The sequence below is a fragment of the Gordonia polyisoprenivorans genome, from assembly GCF_017654315.1.
Lineage (GTDB): Bacteria > Actinomycetota > Actinomycetes > Mycobacteriales > Mycobacteriaceae > Gordonia > Gordonia polyisoprenivorans_A.
Genome location: NZ_CP072203.1, coordinates 1978161 through 2004139, shown reverse-complemented (window position 1 = coordinate 2004139; position 25979 = coordinate 1978161). Strand labels below are relative to the sequence as shown.

The 25979-nt window shown below is 67.8% G+C and carries 21 protein-coding genes; 4 read left to right on the top strand and 17 right to left on the bottom strand.

Features of this window, described 5'->3' with window-relative positions; all coding sequences use genetic code 11:
- The first annotated feature begins 117 nt into the window (after window positions 1–117).
- Window positions 118–627 (top strand): hypothetical protein, encoded by a 510-nt coding sequence (locus tag J6U32_RS08930; RefSeq protein ID WP_208794805.1) that lies wholly within the window; start codon window positions 118–120, stop codon window positions 625–627.
- Window positions 628–820: 193 nt separating this feature from the next.
- Here the strand turns inward: J6U32_RS08930 and J6U32_RS08925 are convergent, their stop codons facing one another.
- The 5 genes from J6U32_RS08925 to J6U32_RS08905 are packed head-to-tail and all read right to left on the bottom strand — an operon-like array spanning window position 821 to window position 4784.
- The gene (locus J6U32_RS08925) at window positions 821–1762 is read right to left on the bottom strand and encodes a TauD/TfdA dioxygenase family protein (RefSeq protein WP_208794803.1); all 942 of its coding nucleotides are present in this window, start codon (window positions 1760–1762) and stop codon (window positions 821–823) included.
- Window positions 1728–2024: a hypothetical protein gene (locus J6U32_RS08920; protein ID WP_208794801.1), complete on the bottom strand. Its 297-nt coding sequence runs from the start codon at window positions 2022–2024 to the stop codon at window positions 1728–1730. Before J6U32_RS08920 ends, J6U32_RS08925 begins: the two co-directional genes overlap by 35 nt.
- Window positions 2021–2872 (bottom strand): ABC transporter ATP-binding protein, encoded by an 852-nt coding sequence (locus J6U32_RS08915; RefSeq protein ID WP_208794799.1) that lies wholly within the window; start codon window positions 2870–2872, stop codon window positions 2021–2023. Before J6U32_RS08915 ends, J6U32_RS08920 begins: the two co-directional genes overlap by 4 nt.
- Window positions 2853–3911 (bottom strand): taurine ABC transporter substrate-binding protein, encoded by a 1059-nt coding sequence (locus J6U32_RS08910; protein ID WP_208794797.1) that lies wholly within the window; start codon window positions 3909–3911, stop codon window positions 2853–2855. Before J6U32_RS08910 ends, J6U32_RS08915 begins: the two co-directional genes overlap by 20 nt.
- 6 nt (window positions 3912–3917) lie before the next feature.
- On the bottom strand, window positions 3918–4784 hold the full coding sequence (locus J6U32_RS08905; RefSeq protein ID WP_208794795.1) for an ABC transporter permease: 867 nt from the start codon (window positions 4782–4784) through the stop codon (window positions 3918–3920).
- A gap of 357 nt (window positions 4785–5141) precedes the next feature.
- On the opposite strand from J6U32_RS08905, the gene J6U32_RS08900 reads away from it, so the two are divergent.
- Genes J6U32_RS08900 through J6U32_RS08890 form a run of 3 tightly spaced genes read left to right on the top strand, consistent with a single transcriptional unit; the run spans window position 5142 to window position 8939 of the window.
- Complete coding sequence (locus tag J6U32_RS08900; RefSeq protein WP_208794793.1) at window positions 5142–5903, top strand: GntR family transcriptional regulator; 762 nt, start codon at window positions 5142–5144, stop codon at window positions 5901–5903.
- An 11-nt stretch (window positions 5904–5914) separates the two neighbouring features.
- Complete coding sequence (locus J6U32_RS08895) at window positions 5915–6142, top strand: 4Fe-4S dicluster domain-containing protein (RefSeq protein WP_208796024.1); 228 nt, start codon at window positions 5915–5917, stop codon at window positions 6140–6142.
- A 55-nt stretch (window positions 6143–6197) separates the two neighbouring features.
- Complete coding sequence (locus tag J6U32_RS08890) at window positions 6198–8939, top strand: fumarate reductase/succinate dehydrogenase flavoprotein subunit (RefSeq protein ID WP_208794791.1); 2742 nt, start codon at window positions 6198–6200, stop codon at window positions 8937–8939.
- A gap of 45 nt (window positions 8940–8984) precedes the next feature.
- Here the strand turns inward: J6U32_RS08890 and J6U32_RS08885 are convergent, their stop codons facing one another.
- From J6U32_RS08885 to J6U32_RS08830, 12 genes are all read right to left on the bottom strand, one after another.
- Window positions 8985–9731, bottom strand: coding sequence for a sulfite exporter TauE/SafE family protein (locus J6U32_RS08885; RefSeq protein WP_208794789.1), 747 nt, complete (start codon window positions 9729–9731; stop codon window positions 8985–8987).
- A 111-nt stretch (window positions 9732–9842) separates the two neighbouring features.
- On the bottom strand, window positions 9843–11447 hold the full coding sequence (gene purH / locus J6U32_RS08880; protein WP_208794787.1) for a bifunctional phosphoribosylaminoimidazolecarboxamide formyltransferase/IMP cyclohydrolase: 1605 nt from the start codon (window positions 11445–11447) through the stop codon (window positions 9843–9845).
- Window positions 11444–12025: a phosphoribosylglycinamide formyltransferase gene (gene purN / locus J6U32_RS08875; protein ID WP_244332907.1), complete on the bottom strand. Its 582-nt coding sequence runs from the start codon at window positions 12023–12025 to the stop codon at window positions 11444–11446. The genes purH and purN overlap by 4 nt, the downstream gene beginning before the upstream one ends.
- Window positions 12026–12176: 151 nt before the next feature.
- Window positions 12177–13814 carry a cell division protein PerM gene (locus J6U32_RS08870; protein WP_208794783.1) on the bottom strand — a complete coding sequence of 546 codons (1638 nt, stop codon included), beginning with the start codon at window positions 13812–13814 and terminating at the stop codon, window positions 12177–12179.
- Between the two features lie 151 nt (window positions 13815–13965).
- Window positions 13966–15213 (bottom strand): DUF5336 domain-containing protein, encoded by a 1248-nt coding sequence (locus J6U32_RS08865; RefSeq protein WP_208794782.1) that lies wholly within the window; start codon window positions 15211–15213, stop codon window positions 13966–13968.
- Between the two features lie 447 nt (window positions 15214–15660).
- Window positions 15661–17664 (bottom strand): acetoacetate--CoA ligase, encoded by a 2004-nt coding sequence (locus J6U32_RS08860; RefSeq protein ID WP_208794780.1) that lies wholly within the window; start codon window positions 17662–17664, stop codon window positions 15661–15663.
- Entirely contained in the window at window positions 17661–19337 is a 1677-nt protein-coding gene (locus tag J6U32_RS08855; protein WP_208794778.1) for an AMP-binding protein, read from the bottom strand. Before J6U32_RS08855 ends, J6U32_RS08860 begins: the two co-directional genes overlap by 4 nt.
- A gap of 31 nt (window positions 19338–19368) precedes the next feature.
- Entirely contained in the window at window positions 19369–20265 is an 897-nt protein-coding gene (locus J6U32_RS08850; protein WP_208794776.1) for an HpcH/HpaI aldolase/citrate lyase family protein, read from the bottom strand.
- Between the two features lie 57 nt (window positions 20266–20322).
- A complete protein-coding gene (locus J6U32_RS08845; RefSeq protein WP_208794774.1) occupies window positions 20323–20841 on the bottom strand; it encodes a MaoC family dehydratase in 519 nt (172 codons plus the stop codon).
- On the bottom strand, window positions 20838–21983 hold the full coding sequence (locus tag J6U32_RS08840; protein WP_208794772.1) for an acyl-CoA dehydrogenase family protein: 1146 nt from the start codon (window positions 21981–21983) through the stop codon (window positions 20838–20840). Before J6U32_RS08840 ends, J6U32_RS08845 begins: the two co-directional genes overlap by 4 nt.
- Before the next feature lie 40 nt (window positions 21984–22023).
- Window positions 22024–24144: an acetyl/propionyl/methylcrotonyl-CoA carboxylase subunit alpha gene (locus J6U32_RS08835; protein ID WP_208796023.1), complete on the bottom strand. Its 2121-nt coding sequence runs from the start codon at window positions 24142–24144 to the stop codon at window positions 22024–22026.
- Between the two features lie 107 nt (window positions 24145–24251).
- Window positions 24252–25862 (bottom strand): carboxyl transferase domain-containing protein, encoded by a 1611-nt coding sequence (locus J6U32_RS08830; RefSeq protein ID WP_425324118.1) that lies wholly within the window; start codon window positions 25860–25862, stop codon window positions 24252–24254.
- Between the last annotated feature and the right edge of the window lie 117 nt (window positions 25863–25979).

Here is a 25979-nt window from a genome sequence, read left to right as displayed (position 1 = left end):
ACCTCGGGTTTCAGCGTCCACACAGCAACGCCGGCGCACCGTCGGGGTCAGGGGGTACGAGGTGAAGCAGGCGCCGCGGCAGAGGTGAGACGCACCAAGGAGTGAGAGGGCATCATCATGAAGACCACAGCAAGAACACGTGTGCCGCTGGCATCGGTCATGGCGTTGGCGGTCACCCTCGCGGTCGGCGCACCCGCACTCGCCGATACCCCGGCGGCACCCGCGTCGTTGTCGATCCAGGGCGACCTGCACCTGACGCCGACGATCAGGGTCCTACGGATCGACGCCCAGGGATCGCGCACCGCAGGCGCAACCACCGGCACCTACACCGCGACCCTGCTCGACGGTATGAATCCCACCCCGATCCAGGTCCGCGGTCCGGTGACCTGCATCAGCGTCGACGGCAACGCCGCCTCACTGATCTATCCGATCAGCGACATCCGCCCCTTCGGGCTCCCGGCCGCGGTCAAAGATGCTGCCGCGATCCAGATCTCGGTGCGCAAGGGCGTCAACGGAGGGCAGTCGATGGTCGGCGTCAACGGCCCGATGCCCACCGGCAGATTCCACGGATGTGCCCCGGCCGCAACGCCGTTCGCGTTCGAAGGAACGATCAGGACCAGCGGCTAGGGCGTGTCTCCCAATTCCTCTGCGATGGATTTGCGAGGTCGATGGTTTCCTGGCAAGGCGGAGGAGGCGCCGTCCTGAGGTGCGAGGCACGAGCCTCGAAGGGGAGCGATAGCGGAGCTATCGTGACCGACGACAACGCCGCCAGGGGGCCATCGAGCCGCAAAGACGCGCAAAGGGAATTGGGAGACATGCCCTAGCTCGCTCGCGGCCCGATCGGCTCGTCACCGCGCAGCGTGATGCGGTGCATCACACGGCGATTGTCGCCATAGTCACGGTTGGCGTAGTGCAGGGTGTTCCGGTTGTCCCAGAGGACCAGATCACCCAGGCGCCACCGGTGGCGGACGATGTGTTCGGGCTTGGTCAGGTGCGCGTAGAGCAGGTCGAGGATGCCGCGGCTCTCGGCATCGGAGACACCCTCGATATGTGAGGTGAAGCCGGGGTTGACGAACAGCGACTTGCGCCCGGTCTCGGGGTGCACGCGCACCACCGGGTGGGTCACGGGCGGAAGGTCGGTGACTTCCTTTCCGTCCCAGACATTTCCGCGTCCACCGCGCCGCTGCTTGAGGTAGTAACCGAACTCACGGCTGCCGTCGTGGACCGCCGACAGCTTGTCGACGAGTTCGCGGATCGGCTCCGACAACGACCGGTAGGCCAGCTCGGCGTCGGCCCAGTTGGTGTCACCGCCGTTCCGCGGCAACACCACCGGGCGCAGGATCGATCCCATGGGCGGGCGCGGCATGAAGGTGACGTCGGTGTGCCAGACGTCGGCGAAACCGTTGTCGGTGCTGTCGAGCGAGTAGACCTCGGCGGGCACGTCGCCGCTGTTCCAGACGGGATGCCCGGTGGTGAGGTCGCCGAGGCGCCGGCCGAATTCGATGTGTGCGGCGTCGTCGAGGTCCTGACCGCGCAGCACGATCACCTTGTAATCGATGAGGGCGGCGCGGATGGCGCGGACCTCGTCGTCGGTGGCCGACGCGACGTCGACACCGCGGATCTCGGCCCCGAAATGAGGACCGAACTCGTCGATGTCGAATTCGACGCCGGAGGCGACGGTACCGGTCGGGACGGGCGTGGACAGTACGGGAGTGGTCAGAGCGTGCTCAGGCGTGGCGGGGCCGGAAGTGGAGATGGTCATCGGTGGTGTTCCTACTCGGATCGTGGTGTGAGATGCGGGGTCCGAGTACCACCGGCGGGGAACCATGGTGCGAACCGTCCGAGAAGCTCATCGAGTGGCCGACGAGGCGGGCGGTGGCGGTTCCGGTCATGTGACCTGTGTAGTCGCCGACGACCCGCTCCCCCAGGGTTTGCCGCACGGTGAGTACAACCTCGGCGAGTACAGCCTCGAGTACCAGCGCGCATCGCTCGATCACCCCGGCACCGGCCGCCCGGTCGGTCACGCCGGCGCGGCCCCGGCCACCGCGGCCTCCTTGACCGCCGCGGCGACCTGCGCGCGTAACACCGTGTACTCCGGGGAATCGCGGATCTCCTCGGGGCTGACACCGTGTCGCGGGATCGGCGAGGTGATGTCGAGGGCGACCCGACCCGGCCGCGCTGTCAGGACCACGATGCGCGAACCGAGGAAGGCCGCCTCGTCGGCGCTGTGAGTGACGAAGACGTTGGTCCGGCCGAGGTCGGCACTCACCGACCGCAGGTCCTCCTGCAGCGTCTCGCGGGTGAGAGCGTCGAGGGCGGCAAACGGCTCGTCGAGCAACAGCAACGACGACTCCCCGGCCAGCGCGCGGGCGATCGCGACCCGCTGCTGTTGCCCTCCGGAGATCTCCCAGATCCGCCGATCTGCGGTGTCCCCCAGGCCGACCCGACGCAGCAGTTCGTCGCGTCGGGTTCTGCGCTGCGCCTTCGGTACTCCGGCATATCGCAGCGCGAGGTCCACGTTGCCACCGACCGTGCGCCATGGGAACAGCCGCGGTTGCTGGAACACCACCCCGGCGCCGACCCCGGGAGTCGGGGACTTTCCGGCCACCGTGACCCGGCCGGAGGTCGGGGTCTCGAATCCGGCGATCAACCTCAGCAGGGTCGACTTGCCGCACCCCGAGGCGCCGACCAGAACGAGGAACTCACCCGGATCGACGCGCAGATCAACCGGCCCCACCGCCGTGACCCGGTCGGCCTTGCTGCCATAGGTCTGCACCACCTTGCTCAGCGTGATTGCCGCCGACGACTCCGAATTCGGAGTCGACACCGCAGGGCTGTGTTCGACGACGGCGTCATTGCGCGGAGAAAACACCGGGTAGCCCCTTCGTGTAGATGGCCTGCTGGAAGGTCGACAACGGCGGAGCGCTCGGGATCTGCTGTTGCGCGGCGAGGAATTCCGCTGCGCTGTGCAGGTTCTCGGCGAGATTGCCCGGTTGTCCGTCGACGCCCAGCCAGGTCGGTGAGGTCAGCTCGGCAGCGGTCAGGAAGGTTCCTTGCTTGAGTTGGTTGGCGGCGTCGGTGGGCGTGGTACCCAGTTGCGCCGCAACGGCGTTGGCTGCCGCCTGCGGATCGTCGTGGATCAGCGCGAGAGCGCGGGCCTGCACCTTGCGCCAGGTGTCGACAACCGAGGGGTTGTCCTTGGCGAATTGGGTTGCCACGACACCGAGGTCGAGGGTCGGCTTTCCGGCGGTGGCCAGTTGCCGGCTGGCGATGAGTGTCTTGCCGGTCTTGCGGAGCTCGTCGAGCGTGGGAAGCCAGGTGTAGACGGCGTCGACGTCACCGCGCTGCCACGCGGCCAACGACGCCTGCGGCTGCAGGTCGATGATGTCGACGTCGGCGGGGTTCACCCCGGCCTGCGCGAGTGCCGCGAGCAGACTGTAGTGCGCCGTCGAGGCGAACGCCGTGGCCACCCGCTTTCCGCGCAGGTCGGCGACGGTGTTGATGCCGGTGCCGTTGCGGGCCACGAGGGCCTCGTTGTCACCGGCGACGTCGAGGACGAACGCCACCTGATACGGGATGTTCAGTGGTGCCGAGAGTCCTCGTGCGACCGGACTGGACCCGATGGCGCCGAAGTCGATCTGCTTGGCGATGAACGCGGTGTTGATGTCGGCGCCGGAGTCGAACTTGGTCCACTTGATATTGTAGTTCGGCAGGGCGTCCTCGAGCCAGTGGTTGTTCTTGACGATCAGGTCGCCACTCGGGAACGACTGGTAGGCAATACGAATGGTGGGCTTGTCGGAGTCCTGACCGGAACGGTCGACCGAGCAACCGGCCACCGCCAGCAGCGCGGCGACGAATGTCGCGAGGAGTACGGACGCCGCGCGCAGCGGTCGTCGACGATCAGATGTCATGTGTAGTCAGGCCTTTCCACGCCAGGGCACCGCGCGGTGCTCGATGACCCGCAGGACACCGTCGATGACCAGACCGGAAAATCCGATCAGGGCGATACCGACGAGCACCACGGGAGTGTTGTTGTAATTGCTTGCGTCCTTGACGACTCCACCGATGCCCGGGATGCCGTTGAACAGTTCGGCGGCCACCACCGACGAGTAGGCGATGCCGACCGAGAGCCTTATGCCGGTGAAGGTTTCGGGGAGGGCTGCCGGGATGATGACGTCGCGCAACACCTCACGGCGCGAGGCCCCGAGCGCACGAGCCGCCTCGACGAGCGCCACCGGCGCCGCGCCGACCGCCGCGGTCGTGGCAACGGCCGCCGGCGGCAGTGCCGCCAGGGCCAGCAACGTGATCTTGGGTGCCTCGTCGATTCCCAGCCAGATGACGAGGAGGAAGAAGTACGCCAGCGGAGGTAGCGCGCGCAAGAAGGTCAGCCACGGCTCCAGAACTCGCCGGATCACCGGCACCGAGCCCATCACCAGCCCGAGTACGACGCCAACTCCCACGCCGATGATCACACCGACAACGACCCGCCGCAGGGTCATGTAGAGGTGCTCCCACCAGTAATAACCGGCGTAGCCGATGACCCCGTCGTGCGTCGTCGACATCTCGACGAAGGCGTGCCACACGGTACCGAGCCGGGGCACGAACACCTCGCTCCACACACCACTGACCGCGACGATCTGCCACAGCACCAGGAACACGACCAACGACAACAGCGGCAGACCCACGTGCAGCCCCACCGCTTTCCAGCGGGATCGGCCGGCGCGTCGCCCGATCTCGGGTTCCCCGCCCTGCTCCTGCGGGGTGATGTCCACGAACAAGGTCATCAGCATTGTGTAATCGCCGCCCGGGGGCCGGGCGAGAGATTCCCTCACGCTGAGGAGAAGTGCCGAGCGAATTGTCCGACAACCGGCGCCGTGGTCTAATCCCGGCCGAGATGCCGATTCTGAAGTATCGCATTACCTCCGTGCACGAATGGCGAACCTCGCCTGCTACGAAGATTCGGCGCGCGGTGAGTGCGACCCCACGCTGCCCTCCCCGGTGGCGCAATGGCGGTCCGAAACGCCGACAACGCAGGTGAACCCGCCGGCAATGACCACCGCGGTGGCGCATTCCGAACACCCAGACCATCGCACGTCCCAGGCCTCTCGGGGCCCTCTGAACAGCGGTTATCGTCTGTACTCATGCAGTCCGAACCCCTGCCGTCCCGACGCCCGGCGCCGCCCGGTCGCGTCCGCGCCGACAACGCCCGCGTCGTCGCCGACGTCCTTCGGCGAGCCATCCATGACGGCGCCATCGGTGAGGCGCTCGACGAGCGCGCACTGATCGACGAGTTCAACGTCTCCCGCAACACCATCCGCGAGGCACTCGCCGCGCTCACCGACGAAGGACTGATCCGGCGGTCGCCTCGGGTCGGAACGCACGTCGTGGCGCGCAAACTCGATCACGGCCTCGACGCCCTGCTGGGCCTGCAGGAGACCTTCCGCCGACACGGCGCGGTCCGCAACGTCGTCAAGATCGCCACACTCGTCGATCCGCCGCGGCTCGTCGCGCGCCGACTGCGTCTCGACGATGCCCAGGCCGTCTACATCGAGCGTCTGCGATACCTCGACGACGAGCCGATCAGTCTCGACATCACCTACCTCGTACCGGATCTCGGGATCGCCGTGCTCGACCACGACCTCGAATCCCAGGATGTCTTCACGGTGCTCGAGGAGGTCGCCGGGGGCCGGCTCGGCCGCGCCGACATGACCGTCGAGGCCGTCGACGCCGACCCCCACTCGGCCGCACATCTCGAAATCGCCTCGGGGAGTTCACTTCTTCTCCTCGAACGACTCACCCACCTCGCCGCCGACGACCGGCCCGTCGATCTCGAGTACATCCGCCTGCGCAGTGACCGGGTCGTTCTGCGCAGCACCGCCTACCGAAACGAGCAACTCCCATGAGCCCAACTCCCATGAGTCAGGTCACCTTCCGCGCCGACGTGCCGGTCACCATCGACGAATCCCTGTGCATCGAGGGCTGCACCCTGTGTGTGGAGGTCTGCCCCCTCGACTCGCTCGCGATCAATCCCGACTCGGGCAAGGCGTACATGCGCGTCGACGAATGCTGGTACTGCGGGCCGTGTGCCGTGCGGTGTCCCACCGGAGCGGTCACCGTCAACATGCCGTATCTGCTGCGCTGAGCGCCGCGTGCACTCGCCCGCATCATCCTCGACACCCGGAGAACCGATGGAGCCCATGGACATTCCCGACCTCGCCGACAGCACCCGGCGCGACTGTGACGTGTTGGTGATCGGCGGCGGCACCGCCGGAACCATGGCGGCGTTGACCGCCGCGGAGCACGGCGCGTCGGTGCTGCTGCTCGACAAGGCACATGTCCGTCATTCCGGCGCCCTCGCGATGGGGATGGACGGCGTCAACAACGCCGTCATCCCCGGCAAGGCCACACCGGAGGACTACGTCGCCGAGATCACCCGCGCCAATGACGGCATCGTCAATCAGAAGACCGTCTATCAGACGGCCACAAGGGGTTTCGCGATGATCGGACGCCTCGAGCGCTACGGCGTGAAATTCGAGAAGGACCGGTACGGCGAGTACGCGGTGCGGCGGGTGCACCGCTCCGGGTCGTATGTGTTGCCGATGCCGGAGGGTAAGGACGTCAAGAAGGCCCTCTACCGGGTACTGCGCAAACGCGAGATGCGCGAACGGATCACGATCGAGAACCGGTTGATGCCGGTGCGCGTGCTCACCGACGACGGACGGGCCGTCGGCGCCGCCGCATTGCACACGCGCACCGGCGAATTCGTGGAGATCGCGGCCAAGACCGTAATCCTCGCGACCGGACCGTGCGGCCGGCTCGGCCTTCCCGCCTCCGGCTATCTGTATGGCACGTACGAGAATCCAACCAACGCCGGTGACGGCTACTCGATGGCCTACCATGCCGGAGCCGAGCTCAGCGGCATCGAGTGCTTTCAGATCAATCCACTGATCAAGGACTACAACGGACCGGCGTGCGCGTACGTGGCCAATCCGTTCGGCGGCTACCAGGTCAACGCTGCCGGCGAGCGCTTCGTCGACTCCGACTACTGGTCGGGCGAGATGATGGCGGAGGTGAGCAACGAGATCGACTCGGCGCGCGGCCCCATCTACCTCAAGGTCAGCCACCTGCCGGAGGAGACCCTCGGCGCCCTCGAATCGATCCTGCACACCACCGAACGCCCCACCCGCGGTACCTTTCACCGCAATCGCGGACACGACTACCGCACCCACGACATCGAGATGCACATCTCCGAGATCGGTTTGTGCAGTGGGCATTCGGCGTCGGGGGTGTGGGTCGACGAGAACGGTCGCACCACCGTCGACGGCTTGTACGCGGCCGGAGACCTGGCGTGCGTGCCGCACAACTACATGATCGGCGCCTTCGTCTACGGCGAACTCACCGGCACGCATGCCGCCGAGACCGCACGGGAGCTGCCGATGCCTACCGACCTGCCGTCCGACCAGCTCGCCGCAGCCCACGAACTGATCTACCGCCCGTTGCGCAACCCCGACGGGCCACCGCAACCCCAGGTCGAGTACAAGCTCCGACGCTTCGTCAACGACTATGTGGCGCCGCCGAAGACGTCGAACAAACTGGCCATCGCCATCGAGACCTTCGAGCGTATGCGCGCCGACATCGAGCAGATGGGTGCACGCACGCCGCACGAGCTGATGCGGTGTGCCGAGGTGACGTTCATCCGTGACTGCGCCGAGTTCGCGGCCCGCAGTTCCCTCACGCGCACCGAAAGTCGTTGGGGCCTCTACCACCAACGCGCCGACCTGCCCGACCGACGCGACGACACGTGGGGTTATCACCTCAATCTCCGCAAATCGGCCGACGGCACAATGGAGTTCGTGGGCCGCCCCGTCGAGCCCTACCTCGTCGGCGTCGAGGGTCTCGACCACATTCCGCCGACGGACCGGTCGGTGATCGCCATCGAGGAGCCCCCGATCGTCAGCGGACCGGGATATCGGGGAGTCGAGAGCCCGGTGCGTCCACCGGTATCGCCACCGCCGGCCGCGGCCTCACCGCGCATCGTCGAACTCCTGGCACTGTCCCCCGCGCACGCCGCCGACCTCGACACCTACCTCGACGATGACGACGCGACCGTGCGCCGCACCGCGATCTCGGTGCTCGGCGAGACCACACCCGAGGCGTTCGACACCGCCCTCGTCGCGGCGCTCGCCGACGGTTCGCCCGACGTCCGCGCCGCGGCCGCGCACGGGCTGCGCGAGCTCGTCGAGATCCTCGAGCCCACCCCGCAATTGCTCGGCGCGCTGCGAGAACACGTCGGCTCGTCGGACCCCGTGGTGCGCGCCACCGTCGTCGACCTGTTGCGCGCGTTGCGTTCCGGTGATCGTGACCTGTTCACCCGCGCTCTGTCCGACGCCGACCATCGCGTCCGGATCGAGGCCATCGGCGCCCTCGTGTCCTTGGACGCGGCCGCCCCCATTGCCGAACTGGTCGTCGACGACAACCGAGAGGTCCGTATCGCGGTCGCCGAGGGGCTCGCGACCATCGGGGTCGGCGGCAGCGGGGTTGGCGTCGAAGCCATCCGCATCCTGGCGGGCGACCGGGATCCGCTGGTGCGCGCCGCCGCGCTGGCCGCGATGGCTCACCTCGGCGACGCCGACATCGACGGGCCGCAGCTGGTTAAGGCGTTGCGCGACAGCGCCTGGCAGGTCCGTGTCGGCGCCGCGCGCGGGTTGGCCGCAGCACGTACCGAGTCGACCGTTGCGGCATTGTCCGGCGCGCTCGACGACGTGCATCACGACGTCCGCAGAGCCGCGGCCCTGACCCTGTCGCTCTGGGCCGACGACCCCGACGTGCGGACGATTCTCGAAAGTGCCGCCCACGATTCCGACGCCGATGTCCGCGCGGCGGTGCGTCGCAGTACGGTTCGGCCCAGTACGGTTCGTGCGAGTACGGCAGGTGTGTGAGGCGTACCCACGTCGAGGCGGTGTGCCACCCGCGTGCCGGCGAGACTATCCGTTGACGCCCAGCCACACCGCGAGGCCGAGCCCGGCGATCCCGACGGCGATCCGCAACGGCGCCGCCGGTAGACGTTTGACGGTCGGCGGCCCGCACCAGCCACCGGCGAGGCAACCGATCGCCATGGCCAGCGCCGCGGTCCAGTGCACGGGCCCCGAAACGGCGAACAGCAGTGCCGCCACGAGGTTGGCGATCCCAAGAAACAGAGATTTCAACAGCGTTGCCCGCCAGAGTGATTCGCTGGTGAAGATGAGTGCCAGTGCCAGCAGCATGATTCCGGCGCCGGCACCGAAGTAGCCGCCGTAGATGGAGACGACCGCCAGACCGACGTACCAGATCCAGGGCCGGTCGACGTGGTGGGATGCCAGGTCGCGCAGCCGGGGTTGCAGGAGCAGCGCGATCGATGCGATGGCCACGAGGTAGGGCACCGTGACCTTGAAGCTGTCGGCGGGCGCGAGCAGCAGGACGACCGCGCCGATGGAGCCGCCGATCAGCGCGGCCACACCCCCGCCGACGAGGCGTCGGCGGTCACCGTCGAGCAGGATGCGACCGGACTGACCGAGGCTGCCGATCCCGACGGACACCAGTGCGACGGTGTTGGTGACGTTCGCCGCGATCGGCGGCAGGCCCACCGCCAGGAGTGCCGGATAGCTGACCACGGAAGCCAGGCCGGTGACGTAGCCGATGAGGCCCGCCCCGAATCCGGCGACGACGAGCAGGAGATAGTCGAGGATGCTCATCGGTCGCTGCGCACGGTCGACGAGATGAAGCGCCCGATCGACGCGATAGAGCGCACGGTCGACGGGATAGAGCGCACGGTCGACGCGATCTGGCGCCGACCGGGCGTCATGTCAGTGCGCGAAATGCCGTGCACCGGTCAGGTACAAGGTGATGCCGGCCTCGTTGGCGGCCTCGATGACCTCGTTGTCGCGGATCGATCCCCCCGGCTGCACCACGGCACTCACGCCACCGGCGATGAGGACCTGCAGGCCGTCGGGGAACGGGAAGAACGCATCGGAGGCGGCTGCGCTGCCGGCTGCCCGCTCGCCCGCGCGAGTGACGGCGAGGTGCGCCGAATCCACCCGGTTGACCTGACCCATGCCCACGCCCACCGAGGCGCCGTCCTTGGCCAGCAGGATCGCGTTGGACTTCACCGAACGGCACGCACGCCAGGCGAATTCGAGATCGCGCAGGGTGTCCTCGTCGGCCGGGGCGCCGGCCGCCAGCGTCCATGCGGCCGGGTTGTCACCGGCGGCGTCGAGGATGTCGCGGTCCTGCATCAGCAGGCCACCGGAGATGGGCCGCGTCTCGATTCCGCCGCGCTTGGGCGGGACGGCGCGCAGGATGCGAATGTTCTTCTTGCGCTGCAACACCGACAACGCGCCGTCGGCGAATCCCGGGGCGATGAGCACCTCGGTGAAGATCTCGGCGACCTGTTCGGCCATCTCGACGGTGATCTCGCGGTTGGCAGCGATCACCCCGCCGTAGGCGCTGACCGGGTCGCAGGCGTGGGCCTTACGGTGCGCTTCGCCGATGTCGGCGCCGACCGCGATGCCACAGGGGTTGGCGTGCTTGATGATCGCCACGGCCGGAGCGTCGAAGTCGTGCGCACTGCGCCACGCCGCATCCGAGTCGGTGTAGTTGTTGTAGCTCATCTCCTTGCCGTGCAGCTGTTCTGCCGACGCCAGACCCTCGTGGTCGGCGGTCGACAGGTACAGAGCCGCGGCCTGATGGGGATTCTCGCCGTACCGCAGCACCGCCGAACGCGCCCATGTGGCGCCGGCCCACTCGGGAAATCCGGTTCCGGTGGGCTCGTGTTCACCCTGAGCGGTCGACGCGGGCGGGGCCACCACGTTCGACATCCACGAGGCCACCGCCACGTCGTAGTCGGCGGTGTGCCGGAAAGCCTTGGCTGCCAGTTCTTGTCGCTGCCGCAACGAGAACCCGCCGTCGGCCACGGCAGCGCGCGCGGCGTCGTAATCGTAGGGGTCGACGACGACGGCCACACTGGGATGGTTCTTGGCCGCGCCACGCACCATCGACGGACCGCCGATGTCGATCTGCTCGATGCACTCGTCCGGGCCCGCACCGGAGGCGACGGTATCGGTGAACGGGTAGAGGTTCACCACGACGAGATCGAAAGCCGCAACGCCCAATTCGGTCAACTGATCGACGTGCGAGGGTTTACGGGTGTCGGCGAGGATACCGGCGTGCACCTTGGGGTGCAGCGTCTTGACCCGGCCGTCGAGGCACTCGGGAAAACCGGTCACCTCCGACACCTCGATCACCGGGACACCTTGTGCGGCGATGGTCTTCGCGGTCGACCCGGTGGACACGATCTCCACGCCGGCGCCGTGAAGCGCGGTCGCCAGCTCCGCCAGCCCGCTCTTGTCGTAGACGCTCACCAGAGCCCGGCGAATGGGGCGGCGGGAGGCGTCGGTGCTGGGTGCGTTCACGGAATGTGGGCCTTTCGTCCGTCGATGACAACTCCTCGGGTGACGAGATCCGTCACCACGTCGGCGAGCAGCACGCGCTCCACCGATTTGATACGTGCGTGCAGGGAATCCGTGGTGTCGCCGTCCTCGACGACAACCGGGACCTGGGCGAGCACGGGACCGGTGTCGACACCCTCGTCGACCAGGTGCACCGTCGTGCCGGTGACCTTGACTCCGTAGTCGAGGGCGTCGGCGACGCCGTGCGCACCGGGAAATGCCGGCAGCAGCGCGGGATGCGAGTTCACGATCCGCCCCCCGAAGCGTCGAAGGAATTGGGGACCAAGGATTTTCATGAATCCGGCGGTCACGATCCACTCCGGGGAGAATTCGGCGACCTGCGCGGTCAGCGCCGCATCCCACTCGCCTCGATCGGCATACCCGGCCATCCTGCACATGACGAGCGGAATGCCCTCACGCGCCGCGATCTCGCCGGCGCGACACTCCCGGTCGACCGCGATGGCCGCGACGACGAACGGCGCGCCCGGTTCTGCGGCGCGGGAGAGCAAGGCCTCGAGCAGCGATCCGGTCCCCGACGCCATCACGACGATCGCCACACGATCGGCGGTCGGGGTGTCGGAGAGAGCGCCAGTCACACGTGCGAGCCTAGTGGGCCGGTCACCGACCGACGGCGTCGGGGCGGCAACTGCCACCGCGTTCGGTCACGTCACAAACCCACGCCGGAAGCGACGGTCAGCGTTTGGTACGGGTCACGGCATCGGAGCGGTCGAACGTCCAGGCGTCCTCGGGATCATCGACGTCGTCGGGGTCGATCCGGGCCGCCCCGGGCCGGCGCGGGCGTGCTGTGGGCGCCGCGTCGATGTCGTCGCCGCCGTTGTCTGCGGGGTCGGTGCCCGCTGCATCATCGGCGCCGGCTGCATCGTCGCCGTCGTATTCGGCGCTATCACCGTCGAGGTCGCCGTCCACGTAGTCGTCCTCGGCGTAACCGTCATCGACGTAGGCCTCGTCAGCGTCCTCGCCGGCGGAGTCTGTGCCCTCGTCGGCATAGCCGTCATCGATGCCGTCGGCCAGATCGTCCTCGGCCAGATAATCATCGATGTAGTCGTCTGCCGCGTCGTCATCGTCTGCGTCGACGGCGTCGATCCAGTCGTCGGCGTCGGTGCCGGATGCTGCCGATGTCCGGGACCGCAGCGATGGCAGGAAGTTGAGGAGGAGGCCGATCACGAGTCCCGACAGCCCGATCCACCCCAGCGTGTACACACCGGCGGTGACCAGCGTGATACCCGCGGCGCCGATCTCCCCGAGGGTGCCGCCGGCCAGCCAGCCGAACACCACCATGGTTGTCGCGGCGACCGCGGCAGCCATGCCGATCGAGCGCGCGTACCGCAGTGGGTCGGCGGTGCGGCAACGCCAGGCCACGACGCCGGCGATCGCGAGCGGAACGAGCAGACCCCACACCGCCCACCACACCGTGTGGTCGGGCAGGACGGCCAGTGCCGGCAGAGCGGGCACCGATCCGCCGCGGGCGGCGAAGAGGTCGACGGACGCTGCGCCGACGTGCGCCTCGGACCCGACGAGGACGGCGGCCGCTCCGATGATCAGATTGGGCAGATACAGCACCGAGAGCAGCGTGAGCCCCAGGTAGCCGTCGAAGTCGTAGCCGCCGGAGACGAGGTCGCGCAGCGCGTCGAATCGCAGGATCAACCGCAGCAGGATCAACAGGCCACCCGCGGCGAACAGCGCGAGCACGGCCACGAATCCGTAGCGGATGCCGCGGCGGTCGGCGGCGCTCAGACGGCTGGTGACCAGCTCACTCCGGCCGAGAACGACCCCGGCGGTGGCGGCGAGACCTTGCACGACGAGGGTGAGGCCGAACGCCTCGAGGGCGTTGGGGCTCTGGATGGGCAGCACCGATGAGCCGTCCATGACGACGGCGAGTGCGATGGCCGTCATGAGCAGCGCACCGGCGACGGCCGACGCGCCGACGGCGACGTACTCGGAGAGGGTGTGCCGGGACCGGCAACTCGACGCCACCACCGCTGCGGTTCCGCCCGCGACGAGCAGGGTCGGCAGCAGCGGGAGTATGCCGATACTCACCCCGGCGATGCTGACTGGGACCTGATTGATGGCGAGCCAACAGGTGGCGACGGCCGTTCCGATTCCCGACAGTCCGCTGCCGGCCATCGCCAGCACCGCGAACACGATCACCAGCGTGACGAGGATCGTGATGACCGGTACGGCGAAAGCGATCAGGATCAGCTCGCGCGGGCCACGTTCGGGTCGGTCATGATGGGCGCGACGGGCCTGCCGAGCGTCGCGAAGTCGGGTCGCGAGGTTGTCGGCGGAGGCAACTGTTCTCAGCGTGGGCATTGGTTCGAGCGTGGCACGTGGGGCGTGTGAGGTGTCGCAGACGCGCCGCAGTGGAGTCAGAAAGCGATCAAACGCACGCTCTGCGTGCAGACGTAGCAGAAGGTCACGCTCAGGGCGAACGTTCTGCTACGTCTGCACGAGACTGCTGAAGTCAGCTGTTGGCCTGCGGGGGCTCCGGCTTCTGGAAGATCGAGGTGCTCTCCGATCCGGAGACGGCCTCGGATCCGGCCTGCGGAATCGCCGCGGTCGCCCCGGGAGCCGCGCCGGCCGACGGAGCGGCGTGCGCGCCCTGCCCGTATCCGGCATACGACGACGGGTCATAGCTCGGCGCAGCGGTCGGCTGGGCGCCCGACGGTTGGGCGCCCGACGGTTGGGCGCCCGACGGCTGCGCGGTGGTGGCCGGGGCACCCGACGATGCGGTGCCCGCGGTCGGGTAGGCGGTCGTGGCCTGGGTCGCACCCGGGATCACCGCGGTCGCTCCCGGCACAGAGGCGACGCCCTGCGCCTGCGAGGTGACCCCCGGAGTGGAGGCGCCGTAGCCGTAGGCAGTGGCAGCCTGCGCCGAGGCGGCCGCGGGGTCGGTGGCCTGCGCCGCGGCACCGATCTCGGGAGCGGCAGCGGTCTTGACGACACCGAGATCGAGGAGCAACCAGCCGACGGCGAGCAGGAAGATCAGGATCGAGAGCACCAGCAGGATGATTGCGCCGGCACCGTGGCCGAGCGAGTAGTTGCTGGACTCGTCAAGATCGGCACCGGCGTACATGATGATGGTGAGCAGCACGCCCGCGGTCGCACCGGCCGCGACGAGCGGAGCCACCCGGTAGGACTTGATCAGCCCGGTGAACGCGAGGAACCCGGTTGCCACGACCAAGACGTATGCGGCACTGAGATCAGAAGCGAAGAGCTTCTGCGTGTCGTTGACCACGTTTCCCTCGATGGTGTATCCGGCCGCGAACCCGCAGAACAGCAGCACGACGCCGAGCACACCGATGGTAGCCGCGAGGACGGGTGCGACGATCGGCGGAACGCCTGCGAACGGCTGCTTGGGTGCGGCGGGCTGGCCATACCCCTGCTGGCCGTAACCCTGTTGCCCGTAGTCCTGCTGGCCGTAGCCCTGTTGCCCGTAGCCCGATCCGTAGCCCTGTTGGCCGTACCCGGACTGCTGTCCATACCCCTGTTGACCATAAGCGGACTGGTCACCGTAGCCCTGCTGGCCGTAGCTCGGCTGACCGTAACCCTGCTGGGCGGAGGCCTGTCCGTAGCCCTGACCGTAGGTCGACTGCTGCGGGTAGCCCTGCGGCGAGGATGCCTGGCCGGGCTGCGAATAGCCCGCACCCTGGCCCTGGGTCTGTCCGGACTCGGGCTGCTGCCCGTAGCCGCTTCCTGGCTGGTAGCTCATGAGATTCTCCTACCGAATACGGTTTATGTCGCTTCTCCCCCGGCGCGCACAGTTGTCGCACCCCGAGCGCACTCTCCCGACCACGCTAATACATCGCGCGGACACGCCACAGGGTCCCACGCCCGGTTGTGGATGACGCCGAGGTGCCGGACGGCCGGTTGTCGGTTGGATGAATGACGGGGTCGGCGGGGTTCAGTCGGGGTTGCGCGATGCGGGCTGTGGGTCGGAACCAGCTGTGGCGCAGGGGGTCTCGAGGCTCGTCGCTAGCGCTCCTCGCACCTCGACCACCGATCCAAAGGAACCAGCGCTACCGAAAGCTCGACCACCAATCCAAAGGAACCAGCGCTACCGAAAGCTCGACCACCGATCCAAAGGAACCGACGCTGCCGAAAGCTCGACTACCGACCAAAACAGAATCGACGGTCCGGAACCACCGACCAACCCCCGTTACCAGGCGTGTTTCGCTCCTTGCTCTTCGTACCAGGCGATCAGCGAGTAGTCGTCGACCGATCGTGGATCGATGTCGACCGACCGGCCGGCGAGGACCGAGGTGACCGGCACCTCGAGTTTCTTGCCGGTGCGGGTGTGCGGAATGGCCGGGGCGACGATGAGCTCGTCGGGCACGTGGCGTGGCGAGAGCCGGGACCGGATCTCGCTGACCACCCGGGTGCGCAGGTCGTCGTCGAGTTCGGCTCCGGGGACGAGGGTGACGAACAGCGGCATCCAGTACGCGCCGTCGGGGCCGTCGACGCCCAGGACGAACGCCTCGGCGATCTCGTCGATGCTCTCGACCACCTCGTAGATGTCGGCCGACCCCATCCGGATGCCGTGTCGGTTCAACGTGGCGTCGCTGCGGCCGTGGATGATCAGCGATCCCCGGTCGGTGACGGTCACCCAGTCGCCGTGTCGCCAGACCGGCGTCGTCGGCCCGACCGAACTCCATTCGTGCTCGAAATAGGCGGCACGATAACGAGATCCGTCGGGGTCGTTCCAGAATCCGACCGGCATCGACGGCATCGGGGTGGTGATCACCATCTCGCCCACCTCGTCGATCACCGGCGTGCAGTCGGGTGCCCAACTCTGCAGCGCGACACCGAGATAGCGGACAGACAATTCCCCCGGAACCACCGGTTCGCCGACGGAGCCGCCGGCGAAGGCGGTCACCACATCGGTGCCACCACTGATCGAGGACACCGGGAGTCCTTGTGCCACATTGTCGTCGATCCACTCGAACAGGTCGCCGGCCAGCGACGACCCCGTGCTGCCGATGGTCCGCAGTGCCGACAGATCATGATCGCGCCCGGGCACGAGCCCGGCCTTGCGGGAGGCCTGCAGCTGTCCGGGGCTGGTACCGAAGTAGGTCACCTTCTCCGCGGCGACGATCTGCCACAACCGATCTGCGTCGGGGTACAGCGGAGAACCGCTGTAGCAGACGATCGTCGAGCCGCACAGCAGACCGGCAACCTGGAAGTTCCACATCATCCAGCTCAACGCCGTCTGCCAGAAGAACACATCGGACTCATCGAGATCGGCATGAAGCGCAGCAGCTTTGAGATGTTCGACGACGACCCCGCCGTGGCCGTGCACGATGCCCTTGGGCCGACCGGTGGTACCGGAACTGAACAACACCCACAGCGGATGATCGAACGCCACCGGCACCGGCTTCACGGTGGCCGCACCGCTGATGGCGCTCGCGTAGGACAGAACCCGCGGACCCGATTCCGGGCGGTGGTCGGTTCCGCCGACCACGATGTGCCCGGTGAGCTCGGGCAGCGCTGCGGCGAGCTCGGCACTGTCGGCGGTCTTGTCGATGTCCTTGCCGTTGTAGCGATATCCGTCGGCGGAGAACAACACCTTGGGATGCAACTGCCCGAGCCGGGCCGACGCCCCCTCGGGGGCGTAATCCTGTCCGCACCCCGACCAGATCGCACCGAGCGACGCGGTCGCGAGGAACGCGATGACCGCCTCGGGGACGTCGGGCAGGTACGCGGCCACCACATCGCCGGCGCCGACCCCGAGATCGGTCAGGGTCGCCGCCAGCGCCCCGACCATCTGCGGTAGCTCCGACCATGCGATCGCCGTCCGGTCACCACTCTCGCCGATACCGACGACGGCGGCGCGATCGGCGGCTGCTCCGGTCTCGACCGCGCGGGCGTGCCGCAACACCTGATCGACGTAGTTCAGCCGAATCTCGGGAAACCAACGCGCGCCGGGCATGTCGGCCGAGGCCAGCACCGCGGCATCACCGGCCGCGAGCGGCGCGGCGATCTCGGAGAGCTCGACGAACTCCCACAACGACCGCCAGAACGCGGCCGGCTCGCTCGTCGACCACGCCCACAACGCCGGATAGCCGGACACGTCGATGCCGTGTTGCCGTGAGACCGCGTCGACGAATCGAGCCATCTGCGAACGCTTGTCGGTGGTGATCACCGACCCGACGCCATCGGTCATCGCAGCGTTCCGAGGATCTCGATGGACTCCTCGCGCATCTGGACCTTGCGGACCTTGCCGGTCACCGTCATCGGGAACTCCTTGACCACGTGGACGAAACGCGGGATCTTGTGGCGGGCGATCTTGCCGGTCGCGAACTCGCGGACGTCGTCGGCGGAGAGTTCGGATGCGCCGTCACGCAGCTGAATCCACGCCATGAGCTCCTCTCCGTACTTCTCGTCGGGGACACCGATCACCTGCGCATCGAGGATGTCGGGGTGGGTGTAGAGGAATTCCTCGATCTCGCGGGGGTAGATGTTCTCCCCACCGCGGATCACCATGTCCTTGATGCGCCCGGTGATCCGGACGTATCCGTTGGGATCCATCACCGCGAGATCACCGGTCCGCATCCACGGTGAGCCCTCCGGATCGGTCGGTTCGGGGATGAGTACCTCGGCCGACTTGTCCGGCTGATTCCAGTAGCCACTCATCACGCTGTAACCGCGAGTGCAGAATTCACCGGTCTCGCCGCGTCGCAACGTCTCTCCGGTGACCGGGTCGATCACCTTGATCTCCAGATGCGGACCGACCCGACCGACGGTGCCGACCCGCAGTTCCAGCGGATCGTCCATTCGGGTCTGTGTCGACACCGGTGAGGTCTCGGTCATGCCGTAGCAGATCGACACCTGCCCCATGTGCATACGGTCGACCACCTGGCGCATGACGTGTTCCGGACACGGCGAGCCCGCCATGATGCCGGTACGCAGCGTCGACAGATCGAATTCGGCACCCGAATCGAGCAGGGCGAGTTCGGCGATGAACATCGTCGGCACGCCGTAGAGGCTCGTGCACCGGTACTGCGCGACTGCGCGCAGGGCGGCTTCGGGGTCGAAGGTCGGCGACGGGATCACCATGGTCGCACCATGACTGGTGGCAGCCAGATTGCCCATCACCATGCCGAAGCAGTGATAGAACGGCACCGGAATGCAGATCCGGTCGTCGGCACTGTAGTCGAGGAGCTCGCCCACCAGGTACCCGTTGTTGCCGATGTTGCGGTGCGAGAGCGTCGCACCTTTCGGGAATCCCGTTGTCCCCGAGGTGTACTGGATGTTGATCGGGTCATCGGCGGTGAGCCCGGCGGCCCGATCGGCAACCGCGGCGAGTTCGTCTGCGGTGGGTGGCGCGGTGAGCTCGGCCCACTGCGAACTCTCTAACAGCACGACCTCGCGCAGGTCGGGCGCGGCCGGACGAGCGGCGGCGAGCATGCCCGCGTAGTCGGAGTCCTTGTACCGTTCGGCTGCCACCACCACACTGGTGCCCGATTGCGTGAGCGCGTACTCGATCTCGTGCTGGCGATATGCGGGATTGAGGTTGACCAGGATCGCACCGATCTCGGCCGTCGCATACTGGGTCAGCACCCATTCGGCCCGGTTGGGCGACCACAGGCCGACCCGATCTCCTGCGGCGACGCCGAGTCTGCACAGTCCGGCGGCGAGCGCGAGGACGTCGCGGCGGAACTCGGCGTAGGCCCACTGGGCGCCGGTCGGGGCGTCGATGAGGGCCATCCGGTCACCGTGGAGTTCGGTGATGCGCGCCAGCGTCGCCCCGATCGTCTCGGTCAGCAGCGGCGGCGCAGCGTCGCCCCGGGCGAAGCTGCGCTCGGAGTCGTCTCTCGTGGAAGCCGATTCGGTCATGGTGATCACTTTCCTCCGATGTGGCGGGAACTTACGTGGTCGGTGCGGGGGAACTCTCGGTGCTCGACATCTCCGAGGCGGCCGCACGCGAGAGGACGGCCTCGGCCTGGCGGAACACCGGGCCGTCGATCATCTGTCCGTCGATGCTGAACACGCCGCCACCGAATTCGGCGGCTCCGTCGATCACCCGTCGCGCCCACTGCACTTCCTCGTCGCTCGGCGAGTAGCCGGCGCGGATGATGTCGACCTGGGAAGGATGGATGCAGGCGGTGGCGGCGTATCCGAGTGCAACGGCGTCGGTCACCTCGTCACGAAGCCCGTCGATATCGCGGAAGTCGATGTGTACGGAGTCGACGGCGAACTTGCCGTTGGCCGCCGCCGCGAGTCGCACCGCCGAACGCGCGTAACGCGCCACATCGCGATAGGTACCCGAGCGCGGCTCGTCCGGGCCGAATCGGCTGGACTTGCCGCCGAGCCCGGCGACGAGATCCTCGGCGCCCCACATCAGTCCGATGCAGTTGACGCTGGCCGCGATGTCGTTGACGCGCACCACCCCGGTCGGGGTCTCGACCAGTGCGATGGTCTGCAACGCGGTCTCGGTGATCGACTCCGCCGTCTCCGCCTTGGCCTGCATGACGACCCGGTAGTTGGTGTCCGCGAGCGCGGCGAGGTCACGCCGGTAGTCACCGGTACCGGCCGGATTGATCCGCACCACGGTCCGATCGGGGTCGAGCGGGTGGGCGATCAGCGCCTCCCGTGCGGCGACCCGGTTCTCCGGGGCGACGGCGTCCTCGAGATCGAGAATGACCACATCAGCACGGTCGGCGGCCTTCTGGTAGCGCTCGGGTCGATCCGCAGGACAGAACAGCATCGCAGGTCCTGCGGGCGCCCAGGCATTTCCGAACGATTCCGCCACTGGCAAGGTCATGATCTCCATCGACTCCTTCGTCGTCGCTACGCTGGCTTCTCGACGCCCTTCTCGGACTCAGGTCGCGGACGACTCCGTCGGGCGCCTGCGTACCAGTGTCGCGCGTGCCGCCCTCGCGACGATCACCCCGTCCTGGTTGCGGCCGATGTGGGTGAGGTGCACCACCCCCTCACCGGGCCGCGACCTGGACTCGCGTTTGCCCGTGCACTCGGTCTCGGCGTAGAGGGTGTCGCCGGCGAACAGCGGTGCGGGAAAAGCGACTTCGGAGAAACCGAGATTGGCCACCAGGGTGCCCTGGGTGAGCTGCGCGACGGACAAGCCGACGATCGTGGAGAGGGTGAACATCGAATTGATCAGTCGCTGCCCACCGAATCCCGGTTGCGTCGCCGACCACGCCGCATCGAGATGCAACGCCTGGGTGTTCATCGTCAGCGTGGTGAACAGGACGTTGTCGGCCTCGGTCACGGTGCGACCCGGTCGGTGCTCGTAGATCGTGCCCTCGGCGAACTCCTCGAACCACAGTCCGCGCTGCACCACCCGGACCGGCGACGACGACGCGTCGGTGGTCTCACTCATGAGAACCCCAGCTCGCGGGCGATCAGCATGAGCTGGACCTCGGTGGTGCCCTCACCGATCTCGAGGATCTTCGAGTCGCGGTAATGGCGGGCCACCGGATACTCGTTCATGAAGCCGTATCCACCGTGGATCTGGGTGGCGATGCGCGCATTGTCCATCGCGGCTTCGCTGGCGATCATCTTGGCGATGGAGGCTTCCTTCTTGAAGGGTTTGCCCGCCAACATCTTTGCCGCCGCGTCGTAGTAGGCGGTGCGGGCGACGTGGGCGCGCGCCTCCATCCGGGCAATCGCGAAGGACACCGACTGGTACTCACCGATCGGTTTGCCGAAGGACTGACGTTCCTTGGCGTACTTCACACTCTCGTCGACGCATCCCTGTGCGACGCCGGTGGCCAGTGCGGCGATCGCGATCCGCCCCTCGTCGAGGATCGACAGGAAGTTCGCGTAACCGCGGCCGCGCTCGCCGAGGAGGTTCTCCTTGGGGACCCGGACGTCGGTGAAGGTCAGCGGATGGGTGTCGGAGGCATTCCACCCGACCTTGTTGTAGGCCGGCTCGGCGACGAAACCGGGTGTGCCCGAAGGCACGACGATCGTCGAGATCTCCTTGCGGCCGCCGCCTTTCACACCGGTCACGGCGGTGACGGTGACCAGCGAGGTGATGTCGGTGCCGGAGTTGGTGATGAATTGCTTGGCGCCGTTGATGATCCACGAGTCCCCGTCGTCCCGCGCGGTGGTGGCGGTGGCACCGGCATCCGATCCGGCGCCGGGTTCGGTGAGCCCGAAGCCGGCCAGCGCCCGGCCTGCGGTCAGATCCGGGAGCCACCGCTCCTTCTGCTCGGGGGTGCCGTACTTGTGGATCGGCATGGCGCCCAGACTGACCCCCGCCTCGAGGGTGATGGCCACCGACTGGTCGATCTTGCCGAGTTCCTCCAGCGCCAGTGCGAGCGCGAAGTAGTCGCCACCCATGCCGCCCTCCTCCTCGGGGAAGGGCAGGCCGAACAACCCCATCTTGCCCATCTGGGCGATCACGTCGTACGGGAAGCTGCGCTCGGCATCGTGTTTCGCCGAGACCGGGGCGACGACCGATTGCGCGAAGTCGCGCACGGTGGCGATGAGGTCGGTGTATTCCTGTGTCAATTCCATGGGCGGGAGTCCTTTTCGTGCGTCAACGTCTGCGAGCTTGTCATGCGGCGTCGGGTGTGGGGGCCGGGCTGTCGATGTGGGCGAGTTGCTGACCGGCGGAGACCTTGTCGCCCACGGCGACCGAGACGGTGGCGGTCCCGTCGATCGGTGCGGTCAGGGTGTGTTCCATCTTCATCGCCTCGACCACCACGATCGCGGTGCCCGCACCGACCTCGTCGCCGGTGGCGGCTGATACCGCGACGACGGTGCCGGGCATCGGGCTGACGATGGTGCCTGCTGTTTGCCCGGCGTCGGCGTCGAGGACGGTGCGGGTCAGTTCGACGATCCACGTGCCCGCGGGCCCGGAGGCCCACCACTGGTCGCCGATCTCGGCGAGCGACCACTGCTGACTGATGCCATCGACGATCAGCCGTGCGGTCCGGCCGCTCGTGGTGGCGTGCTGGGCAAGGTATTCCACGTGCGCGGTCCACGGCTGTGTCATGTTCTCGTCCGCGCCAGTCTCGTTCGCGCCAGTCTCGTTCGCGGCCGGGGTGCCCTCGTCGGGATCGGGTGTGGTGGTGATCGTGACGTCGGCGGTGACCCAGCGTTCGTCAGCGCTGTGGACCTCGGCCGACACCTCGCGGCGGTGGGTGCCTGCACTGAGCCTGCTGACGACCGGCGCGTGCGCGCCGAGCCGGAAACCGACCTGACTGTCCCACACGTCGTCGGCGCGCCGGTTGCCGACGCGGGCGAGGCCGACCAGCGCCAGCGCCTCCGGAACGGGCTCGGGCGCAGCGTAGTCGGCGGCCAGCCGGTCGAGCAGCTCGGTGTCGAGGCGAGCCTCGCGCACCTCCGGGCGGGCCAGCACGAAGCGGCAGAAGTCGATGTTGGTGACCACACCGAGGACACGGGTTTCGCTCAACGCGTGGTCGAGACGTTCGATGGCCTCCGCGCGATCGCCGCCGTGGGCGATCACCTTGGCCAGCATCGGGTCGTAATCGCTGCCGACGACGAGGCCGGGCAGCATCGCCGAATCCACACGTACCCCTTGGCCGGCCGCGGTGTCGGGCTCGGCGAGCGAGACGATCTCGCCGCCGGTCGGCAGGAAGCCGTTGGCGGGGTCCTCGGCGTACACGCGGGCCTCGATCGCATGACCGACCAGCGTCATCTCCTCCTGCGCAATCGCGAGCACCTCGCCGCGTGCGACCCGAATCTGCTGTTCCACCAGATCGATTCCGGTGACCATCTCGGTCACCGGGTGCTCGACCTGCAGGCGGGTGTTCATCTCCATGAAGAAGAACTCGTCGGGCCGGTGGGCGGACACGATGAACTCGACCGTCCCCGCACCCGTGTAGCCGACGCTACGGGCGGCATCGCAGGCGGCCTGTCCGATCCGCTCCCGCGTCGCGGCATCGAGCAACGCCGACGGCGCCTCCTCGATGACCTTCTGATGACGGCGCTGCAGCGAGCACTCGCGCTCGCCGAGATGGATGACGTGGCCATGGGTGTCGGCGAGAACCTGCACCTCGATGTGACGCGGGGTGTCGACGAAGTGCTCGAGGAACAGCGCGTCGTCACCGAAGGCCGCCGACGCCTCCCGCCGGGCCCGGGCCAGCGCGTGGGGCAGGGCGTCGGGGTGCTCGACCCGGTGCATGCCCTTGCCGCCGCCGCCCGCACTCGGCTTGATCAGCACCGGGAAGCCGATTTCCGGTGCGGCGGCGATGAGATCGTCATCGGTCAGTCCGGGCCGCGACAACCCGGGTACCACCGGCACCCCGCGTTCGGTGACCGCCGCGCGTGCGGTGATCTTGTCGCCCATCGTCGCGATCGCCGATGCCGGCGGTCCGATGAACGCGATGCCGGCCTTGGCCAGCGCGTCGGCGAATTGTTGGTTCTCCGAGAGGAATCCGTAGCCCGGGTGCACGGCGTCGGCACCGGTGGCCTGCGCGGCGCGCACGACCGCGGCGATGTCGAGATAGTTGCCTGCCGAGCGCGTTTCTCCCGGGGCCACCAGCGATCCCAGATGCACGGCGGTGTCGGCCTCGCGGACGTGGCGGGCGTGCGCGTCGGGGTCGGTGTAGATGGCGACGCTACGCAGGCCCAACCGGCGCAGCGTCGCGATGACCCGGCAGGCGATCTCGCCGCGATTGGCGACGAGAACGGTCCGGATGGGCGTCGCCACGGCGGCCGCGGGGTCGGCCGATTCCGTGGTCGGCGTGGACTCCGTGGTCGACGTGGACGGTGTTGCGCTGGAACGGATGTCAGAAGTCGTGGTCATGTGTATAGCCCTCACATCCGGAAGACGCCGTAGCGCGGTTCGGTCAGCGGCGCGTACCGGCACGCCTCGAGCGCCAGCCCGAGCACAGTACGGGTGTCGGCGGGATCGATGATGCCGTCGTCCCACAGGCGCGCGGTCGAGTAGTAGGCGTCGGATTGTTGCTCGAACTGCTCCCGGATGGGTTGTTTGAAGGTCTCCTCCTCGTCGGTCGACCATTCGCCGCCGGAGCGTTCGATCTGGTTGCGGCGCACGGTGGCCAGGGTGTCGGCGGCCTGCGGACCACCCATCACCGAGATCCGCGCGTTGGGCCAGCTCCACAGGAACCGTGGCGAGTAGGCGCGGCCGCACATCGAGTAGTTGCCGGCCCCGAAGGAGCCGCCGATCATCACCGTCAGCTTGGGCACCCGGGCACAGGCGACCGCGTTGACCATCTTGGCGCCGTTCTTGGCGATTCCGCCCTCCTCGTAGGCGCGTCCCACCATGAAGCCGGTGATGTTCTGCAAGAAGATCAGCGGGATGCGTCGCTGGTCGCACAGTTCGATGAAATGTGCTCCCTTGAGCGCGGATTCGCTGAACAGTACGCCGTTGTTGGCGATGATGCCGACCGGATGACCGTGCAGATGCGCGAACGCGGTGACCAGGGTGGTGCCGTAGTTGGCCTTGAATTCGGTGAATTCGCCTGCGTCGACCAGGATCTCGATCACCGAACGCACGTCGTAGGGGGTGCGCGGATCGGTGGGCACGACGTCGTAGATGTCGGTCTGCGGTCGTGTCGAGGGGCGGGCGGCGGTCAGCTCCCACTGCGCGGGATCGCGAGGACCGAGGGTGGCGACGATCTCGCGTACCTTCGCCAGGGCCTGCTCGTCGTTGTCGACGAGGTGGTCGGTCACCCCGGAGACCGACGAGTGCATCGCGCCGCCACCGAGATCCTCGGCCGACACGTCTTCTCCGGTGGCCGCTTTCACCAGCGGCGGGCCGGCCAGGAAGATGGTGCCCTGGTTGCGCACGATTACGGTCTCGTCACTCATCGCCGGCACGTAGGCGCCGCCGGCCGTCGACGAACCCAGGACCGCCGAGATCTGCGGGATACCCGCGGCGCTCATGGTGGCCTGATTGAAGAAGATGCGACCGAAGTGCTCACGGTCGGGGAACACCTCGTCCTGTTGCAGCAGCATCGCGCCACCGGAGTCGACGAGGTAGATGCAGGGCAGGCGGTTGGCCGCGGCGATCTCCTGGGCGCGCAGGTGCTTCTTGACGGTCATCGGGTAGTACGTGCCGCCCGAGACCGTCGCGTCGTTGGCGATGATCATGCATTCGCGCCCGGCGATCCGCCCGACCCCGGCGACGACCCCCGCCGAGGGGACCTTGCCCTCGTACATGGCCTGCGCGGCAAGCGGGGCCACCTCGAGGAACGGCGAACCGACGTCGAGCAGGCCGTCGACGCGGTCACGCGGGAGGAGCTTGCCGCGCGAGACATGCCGTTCGCGGGCCCGCTCGCCACCGCCGCGCGCGGCCGTGGCGAGGGCCTGCCGCAGGGCGGTGACATTGGCCAGGTGTTCATCGCGCGACGTGGACCGGTTTTGCGGTGCGGTCTGCGCCGGGCTGGTGACTGTGGAACCCACCGACCCACCTTTCAGTTAGTGGCAATTAACTGAACTCACTGTAACGCACCCGCCTGCGCGGTGTCACGCAGATGCCATTGTCCCAGCCGACGTGACGACGATCACGATTTTTCGTAT